This window comes from Planktothrix prolifica NIVA-CYA 540 (assembly GCF_963864145.1).
In the GTDB taxonomy this organism is placed as follows: Bacteria; Cyanobacteriota; Cyanobacteriia; order Cyanobacteriales; family Microcoleaceae; genus Planktothrix; species Planktothrix agardhii.
Map to the genome: position 1 here is coordinate 2,203,840 of NZ_CAWLTW010000001.1, position 24,156 is coordinate 2,227,995.

A 24,156-nucleotide genomic window follows, 5' to 3' on the forward strand; every position below is an offset into this window, starting at 1 on the left:
GGAGAGGTCACACAAGTTTGTGATCAAAAATGAAACAGCCCTAGATCATGGAGGATATAAAAATAATCTAATTTCTTTTGTGAGTTTAAATCAGATGATTAATCTTTTTATTGAACCTTTGCAGTATAGTTTTATGCAGCGATCGCTAACCGTAGCGATTTTAGTTGGCATTATTTGTGCCGTTGTCGGTAGCTATTTAATGGTGCAACGACTGGCATTATTAGGAGATGCCATTAGTCATTCGGTATTACCCGGTTTAGCGATCGCATTTATCCTCAATGCTAATATCTTTATCGGGGCTTTTATTGCTGGGATTATAAGTACAATTTGCATGAATATTATTAGAACCTATTCCCGAATTAAAGAAGATGCCGCGATGGGAATAGTATTTTCTGCCTTTTTTGCTTTAGGAATAACCCTAATTACTTTAGTTCAAAAAGACAATAAAATTGACTTAAATCATTTTCTATTTGGTAATATTCTCGGAGTAACAGGAGAGGATGTTAGGGATACATTTATTATTGCTATGATTATCCTAACAGTAGTCACCTTAATCTATAAAGAACTACTGTTTTATACCTTCGATCCCCTGGGTGCAGAAGCCACAGGTTTACCCGTTAACCTGCTAAATTTAGGATTAATGGGATTAATTGCCTTAACCATTGTTGCCAGTTTAAAAGCCGTCGGTGTTATCCTAGTATTATCCCTATTAATTACTCCCGCAGCCACAGCTTATTTATTAGTAGAACGTCTGCATTTAGTCATGATATTAGGAGTAATAATTGGAGTAATTTCCAGTATTAGCGGAATGTACCTCAGTTACTTTTATAACCTCCCTTCTGGCCCAGCCATTGTATTAGTAACATCGGGTCTGTTTATCCTAGTATTTTTATTCAGTCCCACTCAAGGATTATTAAGAATAAAACCTTACAAGTAGGGAATGGGGAACAGGGAACAGGGAACAGGGAATAGGGAATAGTAAGTTATCCCCCGCCAACAATAGTTACTATTTCCAAGATATCCCCAGGTTGGATTTCGGTAGTTTCCCAAAATTGGTGATGGAGAATTTCACCATTATATTCTATGGCAATTAAACGAGAATTTAAACCTTGTTCTTGTAAAAACTGGGGAAGTTTTAACCCCGAAGAACAGGTTTTTAATTCCCCATTAACTTTAACCGTCATTGTTTCTTTCATGCTTAATTTTCGGTTAATTAGGTAAAACTTTGTGGGTGCGGAGGTTTCTAACGCGATGCAATTGGGATAGAAAATATTGGGTGACTAAAGTAGGTTGTTCAGCGTTCATAATCGAACGTACAACGGCAACCCGTTCGCACCCGGTCGCCATCACATCATCAAAATTATTCATATCAATTCCACCAATAGCGAACCAAGGAAGGGTGGAATTTTTAACCGCATGACGAACATATTCTAAGCCCGCAGCCGCCTTCCCTGCCTTGGTAGGAGTCTCATAAACCGGGCCGACCCCGATATAATCTGCACCCTCTTGAATGGCTCGTTTCATGTCTTCAGGACTATGGGTAGAACGACCAATTAATCTTTGAGGGCCAAGGACTTGTCGAGCTAATTGAATCGGGATATCTTCTTGGCCCAAATGGACTCCATCGGCGTCAACGGCGACGGCAAGATCGACCCGATCATTCACTAAGAATAAAGCATCATAGCGATGACAAAGTTGACATAATTTCTGGGCAGTTTTTAATCGAATTTCATCATTAGAAGTCTTATCCCGATATTGAACTAAAGTTAATCCTCCCTGTAGGGCTGCTTCGACAATGGCGAATAATTTTTCCCCGGGGGAAGTAACTAAATAGAGATAGGAATTTTGTAAAACCTTATGACGTTCATGGGCGAGTAAACGGCTTTCTAAGGTATAAACTTGATAGCGCATTTGTTTAAAGGTGCGCCCCATTTCGGGATGATATAATTTCCCGTATTCTTCAAGCACTCTTAAGGCTTCTTGTACTCGACAGAAATTGGCTTGTAACAGTTGTTCAATACCTGACCGTTGTTCTTCTTGGGGATGGGTTAATTCTGTGCCAGGATCATCAGTGGTATTACGATAGGAACGTAAGGTCATCGTATGCCAACGGGCGATTTCTTGGCGCAGATGTTTACATTCTTCCGCGAGTTCTCCGCTATTTAACCCAAACCGACACCACTCCTCGATAATTCTCAAGCCCTCCCGGGTGCGGTCTAGGTTAGCATCTAAAATCCGATAAAGAATCGGCTGTGCTAGGGGAGTGTATTGTTGATCCATTCAATGTTCCTCTGTTGTGTAATTTGGTGAGATTCGGGGTATAATTTCCCCAGTTCGATTTTGATGCTGGGTGCGTGTGAACAAAGTTCAAAATTCTTAACAGCCAAAATGTTAAGTTTAAGGTAAAATTGAGGCTGATTTGACGCAAATGACATTTTAAACTAAATTCAGTCCGTCAGACTCCTTAAGTTTTTGCCCACTGTTGTAGTGCTTCAGCACATTCATGATTTATGAGAAGATGCGCTGAAGCGCAACAACGGGTTAATCAATATCAGTTTTATCTCCCCCCCCCAACAATGACAAGGTTATCTGATATTTCTCAACTTGGTTCATCTTTTCCCCGAACTGCGATCGCATTGACTTCTCCATTTTCATTAATGGTACTGCGATCTTTTTCGCCATTTTTATTAATCAGTTTGGGATTAGGACTATTTAACCCCCTCTGCGGGTTAGCCATTCCCCCTAGAAATCAACAAACGGCCCCGGCGACTAATAATCGTTCTATTGCGGTAATTTATGTAAGTTCTATCCTGGGTAATGATGGCGGACAAGGGACGCAACAATCCCCATTCAAAACAATTACAAAAGCCGTAAGTATGGCGCCCTCAAATACGGCAATTATTTTAGCGCCGGGAACCTATAGCAGTCAAACGGGAGAACAATTCCCGATTATTTTACATAATAATGTCACCCTTCAGGGGAATCCCAATACTAAGGGAAAAGATGTGATCATCACGGGGGGAGGCTTTTACACCAGCAAGACTTCGGCTCAACAAAATATTACAATATTGGGGGCAAATAGCTCCAGAATTAGTGGCGTCACAATTACTAATCCTAACGAGCGAGGTTATGGACTTTGGATCGAATCGAGTTCTTTAATTGTCTCTCAAAATACGTTTACTGGAAATAGCCATGATGGGATTTCTATTGTCGGAATTAGTGCGCCAATTATTCAAGATAATTCTTTTATTCAAAATGGGGCTAATGGAATTACAATTTATGGAAATTCTCGCCCAGAAATCAGAAATAATGAGTTTCAGAATACCGGATTTGGGATTAATATTTCTCAAAATGCCGCCCCTTTTGTGATTGGAAATCGGGTTTTTTATAATAAAGACGGGATTGTAATTCAAGCCAATGCTCGACCGATTTTAAGAAATAATCAAATTGAAAGAAATCAACGGGATGGAGTTGTTGCGATCGCTGAATCCTTGCCAGACTTAGGCAATACCCAGGAACCTGGGGGGAACGTGATTCGCAATAATGGTCGTTATGATCTCAATAACGGCACAAAGGGTCAACAAATCCTGGCCTATGGGAATCAACTGGCGGCCAACAAAATTATTGGGCCAATTCAACTGTCCCCCTACCAAACGGCCATGGCCGGGACATCTCCCTTAGCCCGTCAACTCTCAAACCCCACCAGCAGCCCAGTGTCTCGAACGGCGGTGGCCAATGATCCTAGCACCATGACCCCAATTAATACGGCTTCTTCCCTTCCGGTCTATCTTCCAGAATCCAATCCGGCTAACCCTAACAGCATTCCGATTCCGGTTCCCCCCCCGGAGTCTTCCCGTTTACCCCCCCAACCTGCCCCCAGACCCCAGAGTTCCGGTGACCGGGTGCTGGGATTATTAGTTCCAGTGGTTTCTGATTTGATTTTGGGTCGTCGGGCTTCAGTTCCGGTTCCCCCCCGTACCCAACCCCGCCAAACCCCCCAAGCAATTACTCAACCGCCCCAAGCTCAACCGACTTCCGTAGCGGCTATCGGGATTTTAGCGGTTCCCGGGCCGGATATTCCGATTGGGTCGGGGGGAGGTTTACTCCCAAATGAGGTGGCGAGTGGGAATTTGGGGAATATCCCTCTGAGTCCGACGGCTTTGGGGTTACGGTATCGGGTAGTGGTAGAAAGTGGTAGTGATGCAGACCTGCGCCGTGTGCGGTCGGTTGTCCCTGAAGCGTTTACAACGGTGGTACAGGGTCGCTCTGTTGTGCAAGCGGGGGCGTTTCGAGATCAATATCGGGCCAATTCCCTTTTGCAACAGTTAACCCGCAGTGGGTTGCGAGCCAGAATTGAGATGATGAATTAGTGTTTTTGTGTCTTTGTGGTTAAATTAAACTTTACCGTTGTAAAGATACCAGTGTTTCTGTTAAAAATGTTAAAAACCACTGAAGAAGCCCTGAAGGGCTTACTACGGGGGATTGAAACGAATCTAGTAATTCATAATTCGTAATTCAACTAATTCACCCTTTCACCCCTGACCCGGCATCTGTCGGCACAATATAGCGTTGTAATATTAAGAATAATAGTAAAACCGGGGCAATAGAAATTACAGAGCCCGCCGCAATTAATCGCCAGTCCAGGGAGAATGTTCCGGCTAGGGTTGCTACTCCTAAAGGCATGGTATAGAATTCCGGTTGGTCTAATATTAATAACGGCCAGAGAAAGTCACTCCATGACCCAATAAACACAAATATTGCTAGGGTAATTAAGGCGGGTTTCACCGCAGGTATCATCACATTCCACCAAATTCCTAATTCTGAACAGCCATCAATTCTAGCGGCTTCTTCTAACTCTTTCGGGACAGTTTGAAAGGCTTGTCTTAATAAAAATATTCCAAATGCGGAGGCAATAGTGGGAAAAATAATTCCCAAATAACTATTCCTTAATCCCAATTGTACGGTTAGTATATACAAGGGAATCATCACAATTTGAAAGGGAATCATGATGGTGGCAATAATGGCTGTAAAAATGCCATCTCTGCCTTTAAAGTTTAATCTCGCTAGGGGATAGGCGGCTAAGGAACAAAATAATAAATTTAAACTAACTGTTAATAGGGCGACAAAAGAACTATTAAATAAATAACGTCCAAAAGGATTAGTTTGCCAGACTTTAATAAAATTCTGAAATGTCGGTTGACTGGGAATAAATTGGGGTGGAAATTGAAAGATATTTTCACTGGGAGATTTAAAAGCGGTACTGACTAACCAAACCAGAGGAAATAGCATTAATACAGCAATTATTCCGAGAATAATATAAATAATTACTGTTTTTATGGTTTTATTGTTCAAGTTAATTAAGCGGGTAAACAATCAGAAACATTAATAAATTGAGAGTCTGTACAAACCGCGTTTAAAGGTTTATCCCAAGAATCAATCGGTAATGAGATCAGATAAGCAAAATCAAAAATAATTCCCACCGTCGGAATTAAATTCCACTCGGGTAGACTCAACATTCGGTCATAAAATCCACCTCCATATCCTAACCGATATCCTTGAGGATCACAGGCAACGGATGGTACTAAGATTAAGTCAACTTCACTCGGATGTAGTTGCATCAAATTAGCATCGGGTTCAATAATACCATAACTATTAATATCATAGGTTTCCCCATGTTGCCAATAATGCCAGGTTAAAGATTGTTCAACACAACGGGGAAACCCCCATTTTTTATCGGTGTTATTCAATAATAAACTTAAATCGGGTTCTTGGCGAAAACTGAAATACGATAAAATAGTTTTTGCTTGTTCAAATAGGGGATTTTTTTGTAAGTTTTGACAAATGCGATCGCTTTTTTCCTGATATTCTCTGGTTGCAATTGAACAACGTTGTTTAATTAATAAACGTCTTAATTCGGTTTTACTTTGATTAAACATTAATTTTTTATCGCCTATATCAGTAGATTTCACCCTGTTTTAATGTATAGCAGTAGCCATTAGGAAAAAAAGGGCGGGTTTATTGAGTTCTTTTGAGAGTATTCAATATTATTGAATAACCCGCCCCTACAAGGTTTAATTTTTCACAAAATCTAAAATATATTGTGCCGTGGTTTGGGGTTGTTCTAAATGGGGAACATGACCGGAGTTTTTAACCCAAATCAATTGAGAGTGGGGAATAGCTTTTTCAAATTTATACGCATCTTTAGTTCCTAATATTTTATCATGATCTCCCCATAAAATCAAGGTTTGTTGTTGAATATTATTCAATTGCTTGCCAAACTTTCCATATCCCCCGGTCTTACTAAACCTAATCAAGCCTTGATTCCAACCCATAACTTCTAAATGCAAGGCGGCACAAATTTGAGCATCGACAGACGCAAAAGTTTTATCAAAATAAGCACTTTCACTAATCGCTTGACGAACTTTAGGATTTCTTAAAAATTCCGTAGCTAAATAATCAAAAGGCGGTAATAAAAACTTACCCATGATTGGCCCTGGTTTCATACCAGCACTGTCTAATAATACCAGAGACTTCACCGCTTCAGGATACAATAGGGTAAAATCCAAGGCAACTGCACCCCCCATGGAAGCCCCAACTAAAATCACAGGTTGATTAATTAAAGTTTTCCAGAATGAATACAAATGAGTCGCTATTTCCGAGCGATTTAACTTAAATTCCGTTCCCCGTTCTGTGAATCCAAACCCTAAAATATCCACGGCAAAAGTTTCATTTTCTGTGGCCAATAATGGTAATAATCGCCGATATTCAAAGACAGAACTATCAAATCCATGAATTAATAAAATCGGGGTTCCCCCCTGACCTTGACGAATATAAGTGGTTTGAATCGGTTGCTTTCGTAAAGGAGTAGAAATGGGTTCACATCTGAGATTTTGAGCGAAGGCGATGGAAGTAGCTTCGGTTAATTTCTGTACAGATTCAGGGAGAAAACTCGGAAACATATTATCAGTCATCAGTGTAGAGACGTGCCATGGCGCGTCTGTACTATCAGTTTATCGCAAAATTCCCCATTCGTAATTCCTAATTCCCCATTGTGAGTTTGTCGAGTTCACAAAATATGGGTTATGGTTTTAAATTGAGGCGATCGTAACAGACTTAATTCACAATGGCAATTTTTCCGCGCAGTAGTGACCGTAACACCCGGTCAACACACATCCGTTCTTCTTCGGGTAAGGAATCGTCCAAAATCGCGGCCATTAATCCGTAGCGGTCAGCTTGGGTTAAACAGTGGTTATCGGCGATAGAAGCAACCATTTCAGTAATCGCACCGGGGAGAAGATTAACGTAGGGCATCATGGCAAGACCTTGAACTCGACACTTTTATCATCTCGTGTTTACCCGATTTGGGAGGTGATTGATTTAGGTCTGCTGAAGTGATGTTTCCGTAGAAATTATGTGACCAATATCACAATAAGCGATTAAGCACCTAAGATTAAATAAGCTGTTAAGCATCTAAATTTTCGAGGCGATCCAAGCCAGTAAGGGCTTTCAGCCTCTAAAATATGCGGTTTAAATGCTTAACAGCTTACGAAAATAGTAATTTAACTAAAAATTATACTACTTTGCGTTTGTTCATATCTGCCAGAAATAGCTGTTGATATTTCAAGAATTTGTCATGCCATTCTTTAAAACGGCGATCGCCATCACGGACTAACATCTGACGATATTCTTCGGAAGGGATATAACGCTTTTTAGTTGCCATAGTGCTGATCCATTAAATTATTTTTAGATTCTATTTATACGCTAAAATAGTAGCATGATCTCACCCAATTTATCTCAGTCTTCAGGATGATTTTTAGGCTTAGAAACCGGGTTTCTGGTTGATTAATATTCCGCAACCCAACTTTCAACCACTTCTAACCTCCAAGCGAAACCGAAATTGTTCACGGTAATCCGGTTTTGGTTAGATTCATTTAACTGTTTTAATAATTCCTGATTGAATTATTCGGAGCAACAAAGTTAATTTTTCGTTACATATTTGTTGATTTTCCCGCCCACTTACTTAGCTCTGTTTAATTTATTAAAAAATATATAGCAATCCTATTTGAGTTGTGTTCAAAAGTCCTGGGCAAAAGGGAACAGGGAACAGGGGTAATACTTCTGGCTGTTTCATGTCAGTATTAAAATGTTACAACCTATTTAGGATTGCTATAATCACTTATTCATTAATAATAAAAGCAGATTCAGGAAGCCAGACTCCTGTTTCACCTTCTTTTTTTTGAAAACAAACTCTTTTCTGTTCTAAACTAGAAGTTGCTAATATCTTACCTTTTACTTTTTGATTATTGATCGTTGCAAAAGTAGCTTTTCCAAGAATATCTCTATTAATCGAACCTTTGGAAATTATAGTAACGATTTCAAGTTCTGAGAAGGATGTTGTGTTAGTTTCTTGGGTTTTAGATGTTTGATTATTGGTTGGGGTTGGTGATGGGGTTGGTGATGGGGTTGGTGTCGGGGTTGGTGTCGGTGTGGGTGATGGGGTCGGTATTGGGGCTGGTGTCGGTGTGGGTGATGGGGCTGGTGCTAAGAACTTTGAACGGGGTTTTAATTTAGTTTCTAAAGTTCTTTTGCGTTCATCAAGTTTAGCTACAAGTACATAATTACTAGAATATTTTGCTTCAATAAATAATCTAAAATCACTGATTGTACAAGGTTTCATAGAACCTTCATGCCAACAATGAAACTCTTGATGAATTTCTTGTTTAATAACTAAAAGATTATCCTGTTCAGCAGCTAGTTCAGGATATGTACTTTTATTATAAAGATGATGTACGGCTAAGGTCATAGTTTTTGACTGGGTTTCTCCTGTGATTTGACATTGATTATTCTGTTTTTTGAGGGCTTCTTTTTTCGCCCTATTAATCTCAGTTTCTAAAGGCAGCTTCGGTGTTGCTTTGTATTCAATAATTGGGATAGCAACTTTAGGAACTCTAGCAGCAAATAGACGTCCCAATCTATCAGTTAATTTCTCCGATAATTCTAGGCTAATTCGTTCTAAACCCGAAAAAGAATAATGACGATCATCCTCTATATCTTCAAAATCCACCTCTATAATTAAGGGGAGATCAGACCTTGCAATATCTTCAAATGCTTGTTCTAAGCGATCTGTATTGGTTTTAAGTAGTTTAAGCACATCCCGAAAATTTATCCAATAACGATTCCGCCTTAGCTCTATTTTGCTTGAATTATCATCTATCATTGAAAGGGTGCTTTCTACAATCTCAAGATCAATTTGTTTCTTTTCTTGTTCACTGATTTTTTTTGTCAGTAAATCAAGAACTTTTGTGGCTTGCTCTGATTGCTGATTAGTTTCAAAGTATTCCCCTATAACAATTAGAGCTAATCGAGAAAAATCTCTTTTTTTCTGACTTTTATTGACATATCTAAAATGTGTTTCTTCTTCCCAGACAAACTTGTCTTTCTCCTTTTCTATTGCTGATATTATTTGCTCTAATTCTGGTTTTTGTAGGTCAAGACCTTGTAAAACATCTTCTTCAGTAATAAAGAAATCTGCTAGTGCCATTTTAAAATCCCTCTGGTATTAGATTATGATAGGTTTGCTTAAGACTTTTTAGGTATTGCCGCAATTAGACTATTAGACATTTGCATCAGACGTTCAAATATTTTGCGATCGCCAGTTTCTTGATTGTCTGGATGATAAATTTTAGATAATTGACGAAAAGCTGTTTTAATATCATCTTGGGTTGCCGTCTTAGAGTCTAAATTAAAAACCTGCCAAGGTCGAAAGTATTTAAAAATGTCAATACCATTAATACAACCATAGCCTTGTTCATTGGTTTCATTTGGTAAAATATCAATCCATTTACGATATAACATTTCCCAGGTTTGTTTTGGGGTGAAATTTAATTCATCCATGCCATCAGTTGCCATTTTGAATCGTTCTGATTTTTTTAATTCATCAGTATTTTTAACGCCAAAGTGTTTATATATCGCTTCTTTAAGGTCTTGTATTTTAAGTTGTTTGTTTTTTGAAAGTTTTTCTGAGGGTGTCTTTAATATCCTGTCATACTTTTCAGTAAGTTCCTGATCTTTTGAAAAGGTTTCTGATTTCTGAGACTTTTGGGAAAGTTTGGTAATTTCTTCTTGTACTTTTGGAGTTAGAGGTGTAGTTGCCATAATTTTCAGGTGATTTTGTGTTTAAATTTTAGGTTGTCATATTTTAGAATAAACCTGAATAGGATTCCGTGTTATTGATTATACGTTCCTCTGTTCAAAAGTGTCAAGTCTCACAAACACCATCTATAACCCTGATGACAAATGATAAAAACCCCCTTAGCAGATGAGCTACTAAGGGGAAATTAAGTTGATACTGACCTTTGGATTTTAATTTTTAATCCTGCCATCTTCTAAGGTCAAAATACTATCAGCAACATCCATAATTCGGGGATCGTGTGTCACCATTAATACCGTAGTATTTCCTTGTTTAGCTAAGGTTTTTAACAGATCAATTACTCCCCTACCACTGGTTGAATCTAAAGCTGCCGTAGGTTCATCGGCCATAATTAATGGTGGCTCTCCTGTTAACGCTCGCGCGACGGCTACCCGTTGTTTTTGCCCACCCGATAAATCCTGGGGTAACAGATGAATTTTATCCTGTAAACCAACTTGTTCTAAGCGAGTTTTTGCCTCTTCTTTCGCATTTCTTCCCCTAATTCCTTTAAGGTGAAGGGCTAATTCCACATTTTCCAAGGCGGTTAAAGCGGGGAATAAATTAAATCCTTGGAAAATAAACCCAATATTATGTAAACGAAATTCTGCCAATTGAGTCCGAGATAATTTTGTAATTTCTTCACCCAATAAAAACACTTGTCCAGCCGTTGGAGTTAAAAGTCCGGCGATAATTGATAGTAATGTGGTTTTACCCGATCCACTTGGCCCCATTAACAGTTGAATATCACCTTGTTCAACTTCAAAATTAATATTTTGCAGGACTTGAACAGTTTGTCGCCCGGATTTATATGCCATTTCCACACCGCAAGATTGAATTCCAATCGGTTTAACTTTTGCATTCGGTGAATAGTATGCAGCCTGATTGCGGGATATAGTAGATTTTGCCTCGTTAACTTCAGTGGGTATCATTGTTCCAAATTAATTATGATGTGGGCTTATGACGTAAATTGACAGATCTAATAGACTAAATTACAAGGGCTTATTATCAGTTTACTGAATAAATCAGAGATTGTCCGAGAAGGAAGACTGAACATTAACTATCCTGTACAGTTTAGTTTTAATATTCTAAACTTAAATGTTCTCAATTGCCTATGATCTGACTCAACAGAGCAACAAAAGCTCAATCCTATCAAGCTTTAAACACAATCGCCGGATCAACTTTAGTGACTTTTTGAATAGCAAAAAACGCCGACCCGGTACACATTGCAACCGTTAACCCAAATACCCCCAAAGCGGATAGAGGAGTAATTAAAATCAAAATTCCCTGGGTCGCACCCGCCCAATACGCAACACCAAAACATAGGGCCATACCTGGGATATAACCTAAAACCGCCATCCAGAGAGCCTGTTCTAAAATAATTCCATAAATCACCCAGTCGGAGGCTCCCATCGCCTTTAGAGTCCCAAATTCTTTTAAGTGGTCACTGACAGAAGAATAAAGAATTTGTCCGACTACCACCATCCCGACTAATACTCCGATCGCAGCCCCCAAACTGAGAACAAATCCGACTCCTGTGCGTTTTTGCCAAAAGGTTCGCATCACCATTGACATTTCTTCCCGGCTCAAAACTTGAACATCATTGGGTAAAGTTTCTTTTAGTTTTTGCTTGAGTTGGGTTAAGTCTTGATCGGGTTTAGCTTTAATTAAAACATAAGTAATTGGGTCAGCTAGATTTAAAGGTCTTGGGGGCGGAGAATTAACGGGTTTTTGAGTAGAAGATTGATCCTCATAACTTTGAGTACATTGTAAATCATCATTTTGAAGTTGACACAGGGTTTGAGTTTTTACGGGGCTATTAACATAAGCATTAGCATTTTTTAAAGAAGTAAAGATAAAACTATTACTTACAATTGATTGGGTTCCCTGGGTAATTCCTCCTAATTTTACTTCTAATCCTCCGAGTTTAGCAATATCACCAATATTTTTAATTTTTAGAGCATTTAATTTGCTCTCATCAACCATAATTGTATAGGGATTTTTTAAAGCATTAGCATCTCCTTGAATAATATTCCAAGGAGAAAATAATTCTCCATCGGGATCGGAACCTACTACGGTAACGGCATGAATTTTATTCTCTAGGGGATCACGCCAACGGGCATTTCTAAAAATAAAGGCTTCGGCTTGTTCAACGCCCTCAACAGTCTGGGCTTGGGTCATCCGTTCTAAAGAAATTGGCATGGTTAACTCTAAGTGAATCATATCCTTAGAAGCAATCCAAAAATCTGCTTTCGAGTGATCAATTAAGATAGAAGAAGACCGAATAAACCCGGTTAAAATTCCATTTTGAATAGTTACTAAACTAACAGCAAACATAATCCCAGCTTGCGCTACCAAAAAACGGGGAATATCTTCAAATAGGTTTTTTCGAGCAAGGGAAGCCATAGGTGAGAGGGCAGGGACAGGGCTATTATATAAGGATAACAGTGGTTAAGTAACCCCGGCACAAAATTTTGATTCTGTCGGAAGTTTTTCCCTAAAATCCGCCATAAAATCGAGAGAATTTTAGGGATTTCTTTCTGAACACTGGGGACTCAATTTGAGCAATAATTCAGTAAAATGAAACAGTCTTACCCCTAGCCCTTGCCATCCTTCCCTGCCTTGATCCCCTTGCTGTTTGAGTCTCCCTAATGCTATAACACCCAAGAACCCCCTTGTGTCCCCCTGGCGTTGAATGAGGGTTAGAATCTTAGTCTGCTTCAAGCTGTTTTAGTTAATTGTGATGAGCGAAAACCAACAAGAACAAAGTCAAAGCCAATCTTCTAACACAACTAATTCAGGGAGTTCACCCCAAATTCCCATTCGTTCCCTGGTGAGAAAAAGTCGTGCCCAATGGCTCAAAGAACTTTGCACGAGTTTGGAAACTGGCAATACCCAACCAGCAACGGTTGATGAAACTCCTAGTTCCCCTGAATTAACGGAAACAGCCAGCCAGATTGTTCTTTATCAGCCATCTCCAGGGTCATCTTCTCCTCAACCCGAAAAACGCAAACGCTTTGTTCTACCCAAAACCATTCCGGCTAATTTAGTTCCCCTGGTTTTGGCTCTGTTGATTTTAGTTCCGGGGGGGATTGGGGTTTTAGCGATGAGTCTGTTGTTCCGTTTGCCCGCTTTACCCAATTGTCCTAAAATTTTCTGGCCCATAGCCTCGGCTTCCCTGCGGTTATATTGTGCAGAATCCGCCGCCAATAAACAAACTGTTCAAGATTTATTGGTTGCCATTGATTTAGTCAATAGTTTATCAAAAGATCATCCCCTACGTCCTGAAATTAATCGCCAAATTGAAAAATGGTCAATGGATATTTTGAATTTGGTAGAGGAGATGTTTCAAGCCGGACAACTTTCAGAAGCCATTGCCTCCGCCGAAAAAACCCCCGAACATACCCCGGCTGCGGCTCAAGTTTCCAAACGCATTGACCAATGGCGTGAAATTTGGGATGAAGCGGAACAAACTTATCAAAAATCCGAGGAATTAATGCGCCAAGAAAAGTTAAATTTGGCGTTTAAAGAAGCAACATTATTATTGAATTTAGGAAATAATTATTGGGCAACCACTAAATATCAAACACTAACAGATTTGATTGCCATTACCCGTGAAGATAGCCAAAAATTAGCTAAAGCCAGAATTTTGATCGCCCAAAGCAGTTTAGATAGTTGGATAGAGGCGGCCGGGTTAATTGAAAAACTTTCTCCTGAGAGTTATTTAAAAGATGCCGGACAAAAAGAAATTACCACTATTGGTAGTAAAATCATGACTTTAGCCGAAGAAACCCTAAAAAATGGCAATTGGCAAGAAGCGATTAATATTGCCAATAAAATTCCGGGTAGTGCGAATTTACAAGAAAATGTTAAGGATTTTACTGTCTTAGCAAAAGCCAATGTTCCGGCTTTATTAGATACGGTTGTGGGCTTAAAAAATGCGATCGCCCAAGCTCAAAAAATCGGACAAGATCGGCCCCTCTATCAAAAAGCCCAATCCTATATTCGCAATTGGCAAGAATCAATTGCTGATGTTGCTACCCTAGAACGGGCGCGACAATTGGCTCAACCTGGAGGCGTCAGTGACCTGCGGGCGGCCATTGCCCAAGTCCAAACCATCCCCGCCTCTAACCCTAGGGGCACCGAAGCCAAAACCGAAATGGTCAGTTGGACAAGGCGGATCGAAGAAATTGAAGATCGACCCCTATTAGACACGGCGGAACAATTAGCCAGTTTTGGCGATGCCGATTCCCTAAAACAAGCGATCGCCCAGGCTCAAAAAATTGGTCGCGGCCGGACATTATATGAAAATGCTCAAAATCAGATTGGCGAATGGACAGATCGCAGTCAACGATTACAATATCAACCCATCTTAGATCGGGCGGAACAGTTAGCATCCGAAGGTAGTTATGCCGAGGCGATCGCCCAAGCTCAACAAATTAGTTCGGGTGTAGTCTTATATAACACAGCTAAAACCAAAATTAGCCAATGGAATAGTCAACTCCGAGATGCCGAAAATCTCCGCAATTCAGAAGTTCTGGCTTCCCCCGGAACCCCTGACTCCTACGCTGCGGCGATCAAAATGGCGAATCAAGTCTCCAATTCCAGTAAATTAAGAGGTCGGGTTGAGCAACTGATTGATCAATGGGGTCAAAATCTATTGCAACTGGGTTTAGATCAATCTACCTATGATGTTCCCGGTGCGATTGGGATCTTAAAGAAAATTCCCCCCCAGAGCACCGCCTATTCCCAAGCTCAAACCCAAATCCAAGATTGGCAAGAATGGTTAAATCCCCCCGCACCGCCACCGGAATATCAACCCCCCGTGGACACCTACGAACCTCCGGTAGAAAAGGCACAACCCCCCGTTGAACCCGATCAACCTGCCCCACAGCCGACCCCCACCCCAGAGGGAGAAAATCAACCTCCGATTGAGTTAAATCAACCCCTAACCACTCCATCAACAGGCATATAAATCAGTTATCAGTCATCAGTTATCAGTCATCAGTTTATTACCCATTCGTAATTCGTAATTCGTAATTACCTATTCCTATATTGTTAACATTTGCAGGCTGTATAAACTGGCATATAACCCATTTTGTGCCACGAGTTCATCATGACTTCCCGACTCAACTAATTGCCCCCGTTTTAATACTAAAATTCGATCCACATTTCTAATCGTTGAAAGACGGTGAGCAATAATAATAGCGGTACGTTCTTTTAACAGACGTTCTAAGGCTTCTTGAATTAAAACTTCCGTTCCCACATCTAAATTAGCCGTTGCTTCATCTAAAACTAAAATTTGAGGATTCCGAATCGCTGCCCGGGCAAAGGCTAACAGTTGTTTTTGACCACTGGATAAATTCGTTCCCCGTTCTCGTAATTCGGTATTATATCCTTGGGGTAACTGTTCAATAAAACGATTTATATTGGTTTTTTCCGCCGCCTGTTGAATTTCTGCCAAACTATAGGATTCTCCTAGGGTAATATTACTTTTAACATCTCCAGCGAATAAAAAACCATCCTGTAAAATCACCCCGATATGACGTCTAAGTTCGGTTTGACGTAACTCTCGAATATCAATGCCATCAACTAAAATTCGTCCTTGAGTGGGTTCATATAATCGACACAATAGCCGAATAATCGTACTTTTTCCGGCTCCTGTTGGCCCGACTAAAGCTACTTTTTCCCCTGGACGAATAGTTAAATTCAGGTTTTTGATCACATAGTCATCATCTTTATAGGCAAACCAAACATTTTCAAACCGAATTTCTCCCATTTGTACCCAGTTATGATCATCAGAATCTAAGGTGGAAAGATGGGCAGTAATTTGATCAAGATCCTGAATTTCTATGGGTTCATTCAGAATATTATTAATCCGTTCAATGGCTGTTAATCCTGCTTGAATAGCAGTGAATTTTTCGGCAAATTGTCGTAGGGGATCAAATAATCTTTGGGCATATAAAATAAAAGCCGATAACGTCCCAAAACTCAAGTCATTTTCTATAACTTGTCGGCCCCCAAACCAAAGAACAACGCCAATCGCAATTAAGGCAATCCATTCCAAGGTTGCAGATACCGCCGAATCATAAAAAATAGTTTTATCAACTGCTTTAATATATCGAAGATTAGTAGCTCGAAATAATTCAGAATTAAATCTTTCTCGACGGAATAATTGTACAACCCCGATTCCCACCATATTTTCTTGAAATTGGGAATTAAGATTAGAAAGTTCGTCTCTTGATTTATAGTTCTCTTTCCGGTATTGTTGTTGAAAATAAACAATTACAGCCGTTACCGGAACCATCATTAAAACCAAGATTAATGCTAATTTCCATTCCATCATAAACATCAAAATAGCAATGACTAAAATGGAAAATAAATCATTAACAATCCCAATTGCACCCGTAGAAAATACATCCCCCAAGGCATCAACATCACTGGTTAAACGGGTAATTAATCGTCCGACGGGAGTGCGATCGAAAAATTTTACAGCTAAAGAAGTGACATGATAAAATAAATCATTCCGAATATCGGTCGTCATTTGTTGACCTATTTTTTGCACCCAATATCCTTGAATGGCTTGCAATAAAAATCGGAATAAAATAGTAATTAGAAGAATAATAACTAAAACGTTCAATCCATCCGATAGAGACATTTCTCTAAGGAAGGGAAGGGCTGTCGGTTCTTGACGAATTAAAGAAATCGCTTGTCCAATTAAAATCGGTTGAACTGCACCGGAAACCGAGAGGGGAATTAATAAAATTAAGCACAAAATTAATAACCGTCGATTCCGTTGTGCATACCCCGCAACCGCGCCGAGTAAGCGCCAATCTGTTTCACGGGATTGAGGGGAATTGTTAGGAGAAATTAGGGTAGTCATTCTAACTTAAAATTTAAGTGATTTTCACTTCACAAAAGTTTAACACGCCTGATGGTAAAACTGCCGTTATAGCAGGGAACACCGGAACATCCCCCCCAAACCCCCCGTGCACGGGGGGCTAGGGGGGGAGGGAACGCCGGATCTGGGGGAAAACACTTCACCGTATGGGTTCCAAGATCCGTCTGGTGTCTTAACTGCCTTGGCGGTTGCTATATAGGTTTTTGAGGCTAACTTTCAATGATTCCTACAATTTGAGATACGGCTACAATGGGTGCGGTAACGGCTCTTAATATCCGCTTTCCCAGGGAAATAGGTTGAAATCCGACCGCGATGCCTCGGTGAATTTCCTCCTCCGTCCAGCCCCCTTCTGGCCCCGTTGCTAGGATAATTTTATTCAGTCTTTTTTCTGCTGCTAGTGGGATTAATTCTTGGGTTAAAGAGGGATAATTTCCCCGACCTTCACAAATATATTGATCACAAGAATGATCGTTTTTTTCTAATCCTATTTGAAATGAAACCGGATCAAAAATATTAGGAATAATCAGACGTTCCGATTGTTCGGCGGCTTCTCTAGCAATTTTTCGCCACCTTTCTACCTTTTGTGGACTGGGTTTTAATACCGTTCTTTTACTAATTACCGGGATAAATTGTGTCACCCCTAACTCCGTACAACAACGCACAATTTCCTCAAATCCATCGGCTTTTGGTAAGGCAACTATTAATATAACTTCAATCGGTAATTCAGTTTGAATCGAGACTTTTTCAATTAATTTAGCCTGGGGAGAAGATGCAGGTAAATTAACGATTAATTCTGCTATCCACCATTGACCCTGAATAATAATAAAGCGATCGCCCTGTTTCAACCGTAACACCCGACCCAAATAATGCTGTTGTTCAGCCGTTAAAGATAGGTATTCATTTTGAAGTTGTTCCGGGGCGATCGCAATCCGTTGAAGTTGAACCATGAATAAAACCGATTAAATTCTTGGTTAGATACTCTAACCTAAAACCCCCTCAGTTCAACTGGACTATTCTACTTTCAGTTTTTCCAAATATTCTTCAATCGCTTGGGTGGCTAACTCAACCACTGGTTTTCCCAAACGTTTAGATTCAGCTTTCAACTGATTATAAACAGAATCGCGCACACTGACCCGATGCCGAATTTTGCTCGGATCAACCGGGTTATCAGAATCAGCATCAATCATCTCTGGTAGGGTCTGGCTACCTGTAAAAACGGGTGCTTCTTGAGTTTCAATATTCATTGAGGCAGTCGTTGAGTAAGAGGTCATAAATTTGCGAAGCTCGTCAAAGCCGACACGATCACAAAAATCACCAAAACTCTCCCCAACTTTCCGATCCTGTTTAAAATAAACTAAAATCGGAGTCAGAAAAGTTTCAAGATCGTGAATGGATAAGCGATTAACAAAAGCTTGAGCTAATCGTGTCTGATTCGGAGAGCCCCCCAGCCAAATCTGGTAGGCATCGGGGGCGCTGCCAACAAAGCCTAACTCCGCCATGTAGGGTCTAGCGCAACCATTGGGGCATCCAGTCATCCGAATGACAAAATGCTCTGGTTCCAAACCTACATTGTCCAACAATACCCGAATCCGTCCCAATAGACTAGGGATGACCCGTTCTGATTCTGTGATCGCCAATCCACAGGTCGGAAATGCCGGACAAGCCATGGCATAACGTTCTAGGGGATCAATTTCGGTTTCGGTTTTGATTCCGTGTTCTTTGAGCAGGGTTTGAATTTTGGGTTGAACTTCTGGGGAAATTTCATACAGAATCACATTTTGGTTTCCGGTGACTAATATCGGAATTTCAAACTGTTCTACAATTTGGCGTAAAACTGTTTTAAGGCGGAAATTTCCTTCGTCTTTGATCCGACCATTTTCAATCGAAATGCCCAGAAATAATTGACCATCCCCCTGTTCATGCCATCCCAAATAATCTTGATATTTCCAAGCAGGTAAAGATTTAAAGGGTTTAAAGGCTTTGCCAAAATATTCTTCAGCTTTTGCCTTGAATTTATCCACCCCCCAATCATGAATTAAATATTTCATTCGGGCGTGACGTCGGTTGCTGCGATCGCCATAATCCCGTTGAGTTGCAACAATGGCTTTTACCGCATCATAAATATCTGCTTTATCGACATAGCCAATTTCATCGGCGACCCGGGCAAAGGTTTCCTCCTTATTATGAGTTCGTCCTAAACCTCCCCCGGCTAAAATATTAAATCCTTCTAACTCTCCAGCAGCATTTGTAATTACCACTAAACCCAAATCTTGGGTATAGATATCAATGGAATTATCCCCTGGAACTGTGACCGCACATTTAAACTTCCGAGGCAGATAATAAGTGCCATAGATCGGTTCTTCCGAGTCGGTATAATTCGTGCCATTGGTATTCCGAATTCGGGCAGCTTTAACCTCCGGGTGTTCTTCGGCGGTAATCACTTTTTCCCCGTCTAACCAAATTTCATAATAAGCTCCGGTTTGGGGAGTTAATAGATCGGCAATATTATTAGCATAAGTCCGGGCATATTCATAATCAGAACGATTTTTATAAGGTGCGGTCGGCGCCATCACATTGCGGTTAATATCTCCACAAGCCCCTAAAGTTGACCCCATACTATTAACAATAGAAGCCAAAACCGTTTTCAGATTTTTCTTTAAAATTCCGTGTAATTGGAACCCTTGACGAGTGGTAGCCCGAATCGTATGGTTGCCATATTCGTCGGATAACTGATCAATCGTTAAATACAATTGAGGCGGAATAAAACCCCCAGGACTGCGGGTTCGCAGCATCATTCCATAGTCTTTTTCTTGCCCTTTTACCCGATTATCTCGGTTATCCTGTTGGTAGGAACCATGAAACTTGAGAATCTGAATCGCATCTTCAGAGAAGTAGTTCAAATCATTTAAAAGTTCTGTGGCGAGGGGTTCTCGCAAGCTGTTACTGCGTTCTTTGAGCCCTTCTACTTTTGAGGGTTTACTGACCTTGGGAGGTGTTGTGGATAAAGTCATGCGTGGGATACCTATTTCAATAAAAAACTCTACGAGTTAAGCGTTTTAGTTACAGCTAACCCGCCAGTTAAACCCGCTTTTTTTCTAACCCATGTAATTCGGTCGGAATTATCGGTATTGAATTTGATTTTAACATGGGACTAACCACAAATCATAAGAAAAGGATGGGAGTGTGGAAACGAGCGTGTCTTCAGACCACCAGAGGAAACACGACTCAGGGGAATTTATTCCCATGAGGAGCTTAAAAAGATGTGATAGAATCAAAAAACACAAGTAAGAATAAACATCTGCGTGTTGAAGTATCCTAGTATCGGAGAAATCCCGGCTCCCGCGAAACAACGGTTAGATTTAATTCTAATGGCAGTATGACAAGAAAGAGCAAGTAAAGGCAGGATAGGGAGCGTACCGCGATTTGGCTTAGTGATGGATTCTGAAAGTGTCTTGATTTGAAAGTAAAAGTATCGGGAAGATTAGGCATATCGCTTGATCAACTCAGTAGACGATATTTGGCAATCGTAGCGAGAATTAGATTAAACTAATTCTGTCCGCAGAATCGAGCGTGTCTTCAGACGGTGAGAGTGTCAAACCACTGATATAAATAGCATGGGAGTTTGGGTACTTGGGTGGCTTTAGCCCACTAGAGGAAAAACGACTTGGGGAATATTTAAAGCCTTTAAGTCGGGTCAGATAGCACAAAAACCAAAACTTCCTAAATATCGCTCAGGTGAAATGGCTTGACTTCCACTGACTTTAACAGGACTTGCGTAAGTCCCGTCTATTCTAATCTCAAAAATCCAAAAAATTCTGAACACGGATTAAGGGGATTACACAGATTAGAACACGGATTAGGTAGATTACGCAGATTGCACAGATTAAGTTATTTGTTACAGTAATAGACAATTATAATCCGTGAAATCAGCGTAATCCGTCTAATCCGTGTTCAGTCTTTTATCCGCGTATTAGTCTTTTAACTTCTAGTCTTTTACTTCCAAAATTAATCAATAATCCAACTTCTAATTTATATACTTTAAGATAGTTTAGGGCTTGGGCAAAGTGGACATCTTCTATTTGTTTAGTGGCTTTTAGTTCGACTAATATTTTATCTTCGACAACAAAATCAGCGCGGCGTGTACCAATTGGTTCGGGTAGGTTTTTGTAATAAATATGCTGTTCAATTTCTCTAGCAAATGTTAACCCTGCTTGATGAAATTCGTAAGCTAGGGCGCGTTGATAGATTACTTCTTGGAAGCCGTTACCGAGAAATTTATGGACTTCAAAGGATGCGCCGATGATCTTTTTCGTGATGTCTTCGTGTTTGAAGGTCATAATTAAATTCTGAACACGGATTTAACGGATTACGCTGATTTCGCTGATTTTAATTCATTTAATTTTCCAAAATCTAAAAAAATCCGTGCAATCTGTGTAATCCCCTTAATCCGTGTTCCCTCTGATTATCTGCATATCTTCGTCACTCAACCCATACAGCCGCGCTACAATTTCATCTATTTCCTGTTCCCATTGCCCAACATTCTGACCTTTAGCATCAAGACATTTCTGGACAAGGATTTCTATAGCTTTTTGTTCTGCTTCGGTAGCGGTGGGGATAGGGATTTGAGAAACGTACATTGGTTTAAATTCTAAGAATCCACCTTGTCTGACTGCGGCATTTTGGGAAACTATATATTGTGTAATTTGAGAGTTGAGAATCGCTAACAAAAAGTATTTTTCATGTTCTGAAACAATTAAATTAGCAGGAGCACATATATAAAAACCACTTGAAGCTATAGCAAATTGTGGTGATGTTGCCAAATTTCCCCAAACAATTTGAATTTGTTCAAATTCTTGCCAATATGCAACATTATCTTGAATATCATACCATTGATAACTACCTGCTTTACGTCCACCTTCTACACCAGCAGTTAGTCTATTTCTGTACTGACCGAGATGTTTTTCAATCGCTGGATATTTTTTAATATCAGTGCCACGCCTTGTAAAAATCAGCCATAGATCCTGATAATCAACACGCCATCTTTTGACATCACGACCACGAAGTAAAGGTTTAATAACTTCAGCAGATGATGAATGTTCAGCGATTAATTTATCTCTTGTTGCTCGATCGATCACAAAAGCCTCATTAAATCCTGTCAAAATACCACGATAAAATTTACCGTTTACATATTCCCCCAAAGGTTTACCAGCATTTCGCAACTTTGCCAATAAATCTAAAACTTGTGTATTTTCCAACCGCCAACCATCAGCTTTAAGTGCAGATTGTGGCATTAAGAAATTTTGAGCATCAAAAACACTTGGAAAATCTTTTAAATCTTCCGTTTGTTGCCAAGAAAGAGCCTTTAACTGTGCATCCTTACTAGCTTTTTCTTTGCTAAATAAAATAATACTGGGATAGGCGATCGCTGTAAAAACATCCGTATCCCCAAAATCAATAAGCTGCTGAATTGTTGTATTTTTACCCAGAAAATCCCGTAACTTTTCCCCATAACCCGAACGGAAATATTTATTCGAGCAAATATAACTCAAAACGCCGCCAGTATTTAGTAACTGATAACCCCGTTCAAAGAAATAAACAAATAAATCAGCAACGCCTGTATAACAATCAAATTGCTTTTGTAAAATTGGCTTAAATTCCTTAATTTGCTCCTGTCGCACATAAGGCGGATTCCCAATCACAATATCAAAACCATCAGCAATCCCAAACATCCATTCAGGATCGAAAAAATCCGCCGAAGTATTTTGATTGTATGGATTCCAGGTTGCCAAACTATCAGCCAGAGCCATCTCCAACCCCGTCGCCTTTAACAAATCCCCGATCGCATTACGCAACTCCTGATCACGATTGCGATACTTATCCTTAGTCGCCTTAGACCGCGCGGTAAAATGCTTTTGCCGCACCTCCTTTAACTCCTTTTCCCTTTCCTGAACCGCAGGACTCCGCAAACTCATCTGATCGTTAAATCTAATCAAACTATTCGCCGCCACAAACTTAGTTTCCAAATTTGGCAGAGGCAAAATCCCCCGATTAGCTTGATTATTGTCCACCTTCTGCTCCACAATCAACGAAATAAAACAGCGTAACTTGGCAATCTGGAGGGCGATCGGCTGAATATCCACCCCATAAATGCAATTTTCAATCAAAAACAACTTCCGGGGATAATCCTTTTCATTACTCGCAAAATCATCCTCAATCTGCCCCAAACGCTCCTCTAATTGTCTAACTGCCGCCTCCCTTGCTTGCTCATAACTAATCTTTTGCGCCTGCCGTAAATCCTCCAACACAGGCAAAATTTCCCGTTCCTTTTGTTGATGTTTCCAGCGTTCATTATGGCGATCGAGCTTGCTCAAAATATGCACCATCTTCTGCAAAACACCCATAGGAAAAGCCCCCGACCCACAAGCCGGATCAAGAATCTTACAATTATCCAAAGCCTGAATTAAACGCTCTACTTCGGCATCTGTAAACTGGTGTGGCTCATCGGTATAGGAGAGTAAGTGGCGAAGTCTGCCCTCATCCCCCCGGCCCCCTTCTCCCAGGGGAGAAGGGGGAGAAAGAGAAGAAGAGGGAGAAGGAGTCTTGCTCTCCTCTTTCTTGCTCTCTTCTTTCTTGCTCTCTTCTTTCTTGCTCCCCTCTCCCCTAGGGAGAGGGGCTGGGGGTGAGGGCAAAAAACTCCATGATTCTCAGTAAAACTCTCTCTAAACCATCAAAAACTTCCTGATTACGAAAACGTAAAACTGTAAGTCCCTGCGATCGCATCCAAGCATCTCTTTCTTGATCTTGGTCAACTTGTGAGTTATGAACACTTCCGTCTAGTTCAATCACCAATTTGGCACTGTGACAGTAAAAGTCAGCAATAAATCGATCAATATTGTGTTGACGACGAAATTTTGCATCACAAAAACGGCGATCGCGTAAGCATTCCCAAAGCACTTTTTCGGCAGGCGTTTGCTGTTGCCTTAGCTCTTTTGCTCTGAGCAACAACGCTTTAGGAATTAACCGTAACTTACCAGTAAGGTGATCGCCCTCATCCCCCCGGCCCCCTTCT

At 40.3% G+C, this 24,156-nt stretch carries 20 protein-coding genes; 3 read left to right on the forward strand and 17 right to left on the reverse strand.

The annotated features are described in order from the left end of the window. The first annotated feature begins 94 nt into the window (after positions 1-94). On the forward strand, positions 95-937 hold the full coding sequence (locus AC559H_RS10230; protein WP_026794499.1) for a metal ABC transporter permease: 843 nt from the start codon (positions 95-97) through the stop codon (positions 935-937). A gap of 46 nt (positions 938-983) precedes the next feature. Here the strand turns inward: AC559H_RS10230 and thiS are convergent, their stop codons facing one another. Together thiS and AC559H_RS10240 are read right to left on the reverse strand one after the other, a co-directional pair. Continuing rightward, positions 984-1,196 (reverse strand): sulfur carrier protein ThiS, encoded by a 213-nt coding sequence (gene thiS, locus AC559H_RS10235; RefSeq protein ID WP_026788919.1) that lies wholly within the window; start codon positions 1,194-1,196, stop codon positions 984-986. 13 nt (positions 1,197-1,209) lie between these two features. Beyond that, complete coding sequence (locus AC559H_RS10240) at positions 1,210-2,280, reverse strand: thiamine phosphate synthase (protein WP_026794500.1); 1,071 nt, start codon at positions 2,278-2,280, stop codon at positions 1,210-1,212. 296 nt (positions 2,281-2,576) lie between these two features. Between AC559H_RS10240 and AC559H_RS10245 the strand changes: the two genes are divergently transcribed. After that, on the forward strand, positions 2,577-4,370 hold the full coding sequence (locus AC559H_RS10245; protein ID WP_158442205.1) for a DUF1565 domain-containing protein: 1,794 nt from the start codon (positions 2,577-2,579) through the stop codon (positions 4,368-4,370). A gap of 154 nt (positions 4,371-4,524) precedes the next feature. Here the strand turns inward: AC559H_RS10245 and AC559H_RS10250 are convergent, their stop codons facing one another. The 9 genes from AC559H_RS10250 to AC559H_RS10290 all read right to left on the reverse strand — a co-directional run bounded on the left by AC559H_RS10250 (position 4,525) and on the right by AC559H_RS10290 (position 12,592). Next, positions 4,525-5,352, reverse strand: coding sequence for a carbohydrate ABC transporter permease (locus tag AC559H_RS10250; protein ID WP_233422945.1), 828 nt, complete (start codon positions 5,350-5,352; stop codon positions 4,525-4,527). Between the two features lie 5 nt (positions 5,353-5,357). Beyond that, a complete protein-coding gene (locus AC559H_RS10255; RefSeq protein WP_026794502.1) occupies positions 5,358-5,936 on the reverse strand; it encodes a 5-formyltetrahydrofolate cyclo-ligase in 579 nt (192 codons plus the stop codon). A gap of 135 nt (positions 5,937-6,071) precedes the next feature. Continuing rightward, positions 6,072-6,959, reverse strand: a complete 888-nt coding sequence (locus AC559H_RS10260) for an alpha/beta fold hydrolase (RefSeq protein ID WP_026794503.1) — start codon at positions 6,957-6,959, stop codon at positions 6,072-6,074. A gap of 154 nt (positions 6,960-7,113) precedes the next feature. Then, positions 7,114-7,311 (reverse strand): hypothetical protein, encoded by a 198-nt coding sequence (locus AC559H_RS10265; protein ID WP_026788914.1) that lies wholly within the window; start codon positions 7,309-7,311, stop codon positions 7,114-7,116. A 259-nt stretch (positions 7,312-7,570) separates the two neighbouring features. Then, positions 7,571-7,720: a hypothetical protein gene (locus tag AC559H_RS10270; RefSeq protein ID WP_162832331.1), complete on the reverse strand. Its 150-nt coding sequence runs from the start codon at positions 7,718-7,720 to the stop codon at positions 7,571-7,573. A 456-nt stretch (positions 7,721-8,176) separates the two neighbouring features. Then, positions 8,177-9,541: a hypothetical protein gene (locus AC559H_RS10275; RefSeq protein WP_026794504.1), complete on the reverse strand. Its 1,365-nt coding sequence runs from the start codon at positions 9,539-9,541 to the stop codon at positions 8,177-8,179. Positions 9,542-9,579: 38 nt separating this feature from the next. After that, positions 9,580-10,155 (reverse strand): DnaJ domain-containing protein, encoded by a 576-nt coding sequence (locus AC559H_RS10280; RefSeq protein ID WP_026788912.1) that lies wholly within the window; start codon positions 10,153-10,155, stop codon positions 9,580-9,582. A gap of 207 nt (positions 10,156-10,362) precedes the next feature. Next, on the reverse strand, positions 10,363-11,118 hold the full coding sequence (locus AC559H_RS10285) for an ABC transporter ATP-binding protein (protein ID WP_026794505.1): 756 nt from the start codon (positions 11,116-11,118) through the stop codon (positions 10,363-10,365). 220 nt (positions 11,119-11,338) lie between these two features. Then, positions 11,339-12,592 (reverse strand): FtsX-like permease family protein, encoded by a 1,254-nt coding sequence (locus AC559H_RS10290; RefSeq protein WP_026794506.1) that lies wholly within the window; start codon positions 12,590-12,592, stop codon positions 11,339-11,341. A 337-nt stretch (positions 12,593-12,929) separates the two neighbouring features. Between AC559H_RS10290 and AC559H_RS10295 the strand changes: the two genes are divergently transcribed. Further along, positions 12,930-15,161, forward strand: a complete 2,232-nt coding sequence (locus AC559H_RS10295; RefSeq protein ID WP_026794507.1) for a hypothetical protein — start codon at positions 12,930-12,932, stop codon at positions 15,159-15,161. Between the two features lie 75 nt (positions 15,162-15,236). On the opposite strand, the gene AC559H_RS10300 is transcribed toward AC559H_RS10295, so the two are convergent. From AC559H_RS10300 to AC559H_RS10325, 6 genes are all read right to left on the reverse strand, one after another. Beyond that, a complete protein-coding gene (locus AC559H_RS10300) occupies positions 15,237-17,069 on the reverse strand; it encodes an ABC transporter ATP-binding protein (RefSeq protein WP_026794508.1) in 1,833 nt (610 codons plus the stop codon). A gap of 227 nt (positions 17,070-17,296) precedes the next feature. Continuing rightward, positions 17,297-18,034 carry a 16S rRNA (uracil(1498)-N(3))-methyltransferase gene (locus AC559H_RS10305; protein WP_026788907.1) on the reverse strand — a complete coding sequence of 246 codons (738 nt, stop codon included), beginning with the start codon at positions 18,032-18,034 and terminating at the stop codon, positions 17,297-17,299. A 63-nt stretch (positions 18,035-18,097) separates the two neighbouring features. Beyond that, the gene (gene sir, locus AC559H_RS10310; protein ID WP_026788906.1) at positions 18,098-20,098 is read right to left on the reverse strand and encodes a sulfite reductase, ferredoxin dependent; all 2,001 of its coding nucleotides are present in this window, start codon (positions 20,096-20,098) and stop codon (positions 18,098-18,100) included. Between the two features lie 948 nt (positions 20,099-21,046). Further along, the gene (locus AC559H_RS10315; RefSeq protein WP_026788905.1) at positions 21,047-21,424 is read right to left on the reverse strand and encodes a GxxExxY protein; all 378 of its coding nucleotides are present in this window, start codon (positions 21,422-21,424) and stop codon (positions 21,047-21,049) included. Between the two features lie 105 nt (positions 21,425-21,529). Further along, positions 21,530-23,488, reverse strand: a complete 1,959-nt coding sequence (locus tag AC559H_RS10320; protein WP_081693694.1) for an Eco57I restriction-modification methylase domain-containing protein — start codon at positions 23,486-23,488, stop codon at positions 21,530-21,532. A gap of 259 nt (positions 23,489-23,747) precedes the next feature. Then, on the reverse strand, positions 23,748-24,156 hold a 409-nt coding region (locus tag AC559H_RS10325; protein WP_347375203.1), incomplete at its 5' end, for an endonuclease domain-containing protein.

What these genes read in the sequence shown, in the direction of transcription:
- AC559H_RS10230 (WP_026794499.1), top strand. Translation starts at nt 95, where the DNA reads ATGATTAATCTTTTTATTGAACCTTTGCAGTATAGTTTTATGCAGCGA.
- thiS (WP_026788919.1), bottom strand. Translation starts at nt 1,196, where the DNA reads ATGAAAGAAACAATGACGGTTAAAGTTAATGGGGAATTAAAAACCTGT.
- AC559H_RS10240 (WP_026794500.1), bottom strand. Translation starts at nt 2,280, where the DNA reads ATGGATCAACAATACACTCCCCTAGCACAGCCGATTCTTTATCGGATT.
- AC559H_RS10245 (WP_158442205.1), top strand. Translation starts at nt 2,577, where the DNA reads ATGACAAGGTTATCTGATATTTCTCAACTTGGTTCATCTTTTCCCCGA.
- AC559H_RS10255 (WP_026794502.1), bottom strand. Translation starts at nt 5,936, where the DNA reads ATGTTTAATCAAAGTAAAACCGAATTAAGACGTTTATTAATTAAACAA.
- AC559H_RS10260 (WP_026794503.1), bottom strand. Translation starts at nt 6,959, where the DNA reads ATGTTTCCGAGTTTTCTCCCTGAATCTGTACAGAAATTAACCGAAGCT.
- AC559H_RS10265 (WP_026788914.1), bottom strand. Translation starts at nt 7,311, where the DNA reads ATGCCCTACGTTAATCTTCTCCCCGGTGCGATTACTGAAATGGTTGCT.
- AC559H_RS10270 (WP_162832331.1), bottom strand. Translation starts at nt 7,720, where the DNA reads ATGGCAACTAAAAAGCGTTATATCCCTTCCGAAGAATATCGTCAGATG.
- AC559H_RS10275 (WP_026794504.1), bottom strand. Translation starts at nt 9,541, where the DNA reads ATGGCACTAGCAGATTTCTTTATTACTGAAGAAGATGTTTTACAAGGT.
- AC559H_RS10280 (WP_026788912.1), bottom strand. Translation starts at nt 10,155, where the DNA reads ATGGCAACTACACCTCTAACTCCAAAAGTACAAGAAGAAATTACCAAA.
- AC559H_RS10285 (WP_026794505.1), bottom strand. Translation starts at nt 11,118, where the DNA reads ATGATACCCACTGAAGTTAACGAGGCAAAATCTACTATATCCCGCAAT.
- AC559H_RS10290 (WP_026794506.1), bottom strand. Translation starts at nt 12,592, where the DNA reads ATGGCTTCCCTTGCTCGAAAAAACCTATTTGAAGATATTCCCCGTTTT.
- AC559H_RS10295 (WP_026794507.1), top strand. Translation starts at nt 12,930, where the DNA reads ATGAGCGAAAACCAACAAGAACAAAGTCAAAGCCAATCTTCTAACACA.
- AC559H_RS10300 (WP_026794508.1), bottom strand. Translation starts at nt 17,069, where the DNA reads ATGACTACCCTAATTTCTCCTAACAATTCCCCTCAATCCCGTGAAACA.
- AC559H_RS10305 (WP_026788907.1), bottom strand. Translation starts at nt 18,034, where the DNA reads ATGGTTCAACTTCAACGGATTGCGATCGCCCCGGAACAACTTCAAAAT.
- sir (WP_026788906.1), bottom strand. Translation starts at nt 20,098, where the DNA reads ATGACTTTATCCACAACACCTCCCAAGGTCAGTAAACCCTCAAAAGTA.
- AC559H_RS10315 (WP_026788905.1), bottom strand. Translation starts at nt 21,424, where the DNA reads ATGACCTTCAAACACGAAGACATCACGAAAAAGATCATCGGCGCATCC.
- AC559H_RS10320 (WP_081693694.1), bottom strand. Translation starts at nt 23,488, where the DNA reads ATGGGTGTTTTGCAGAAGATGGTGCATATTTTGAGCAAGCTCGATCGC.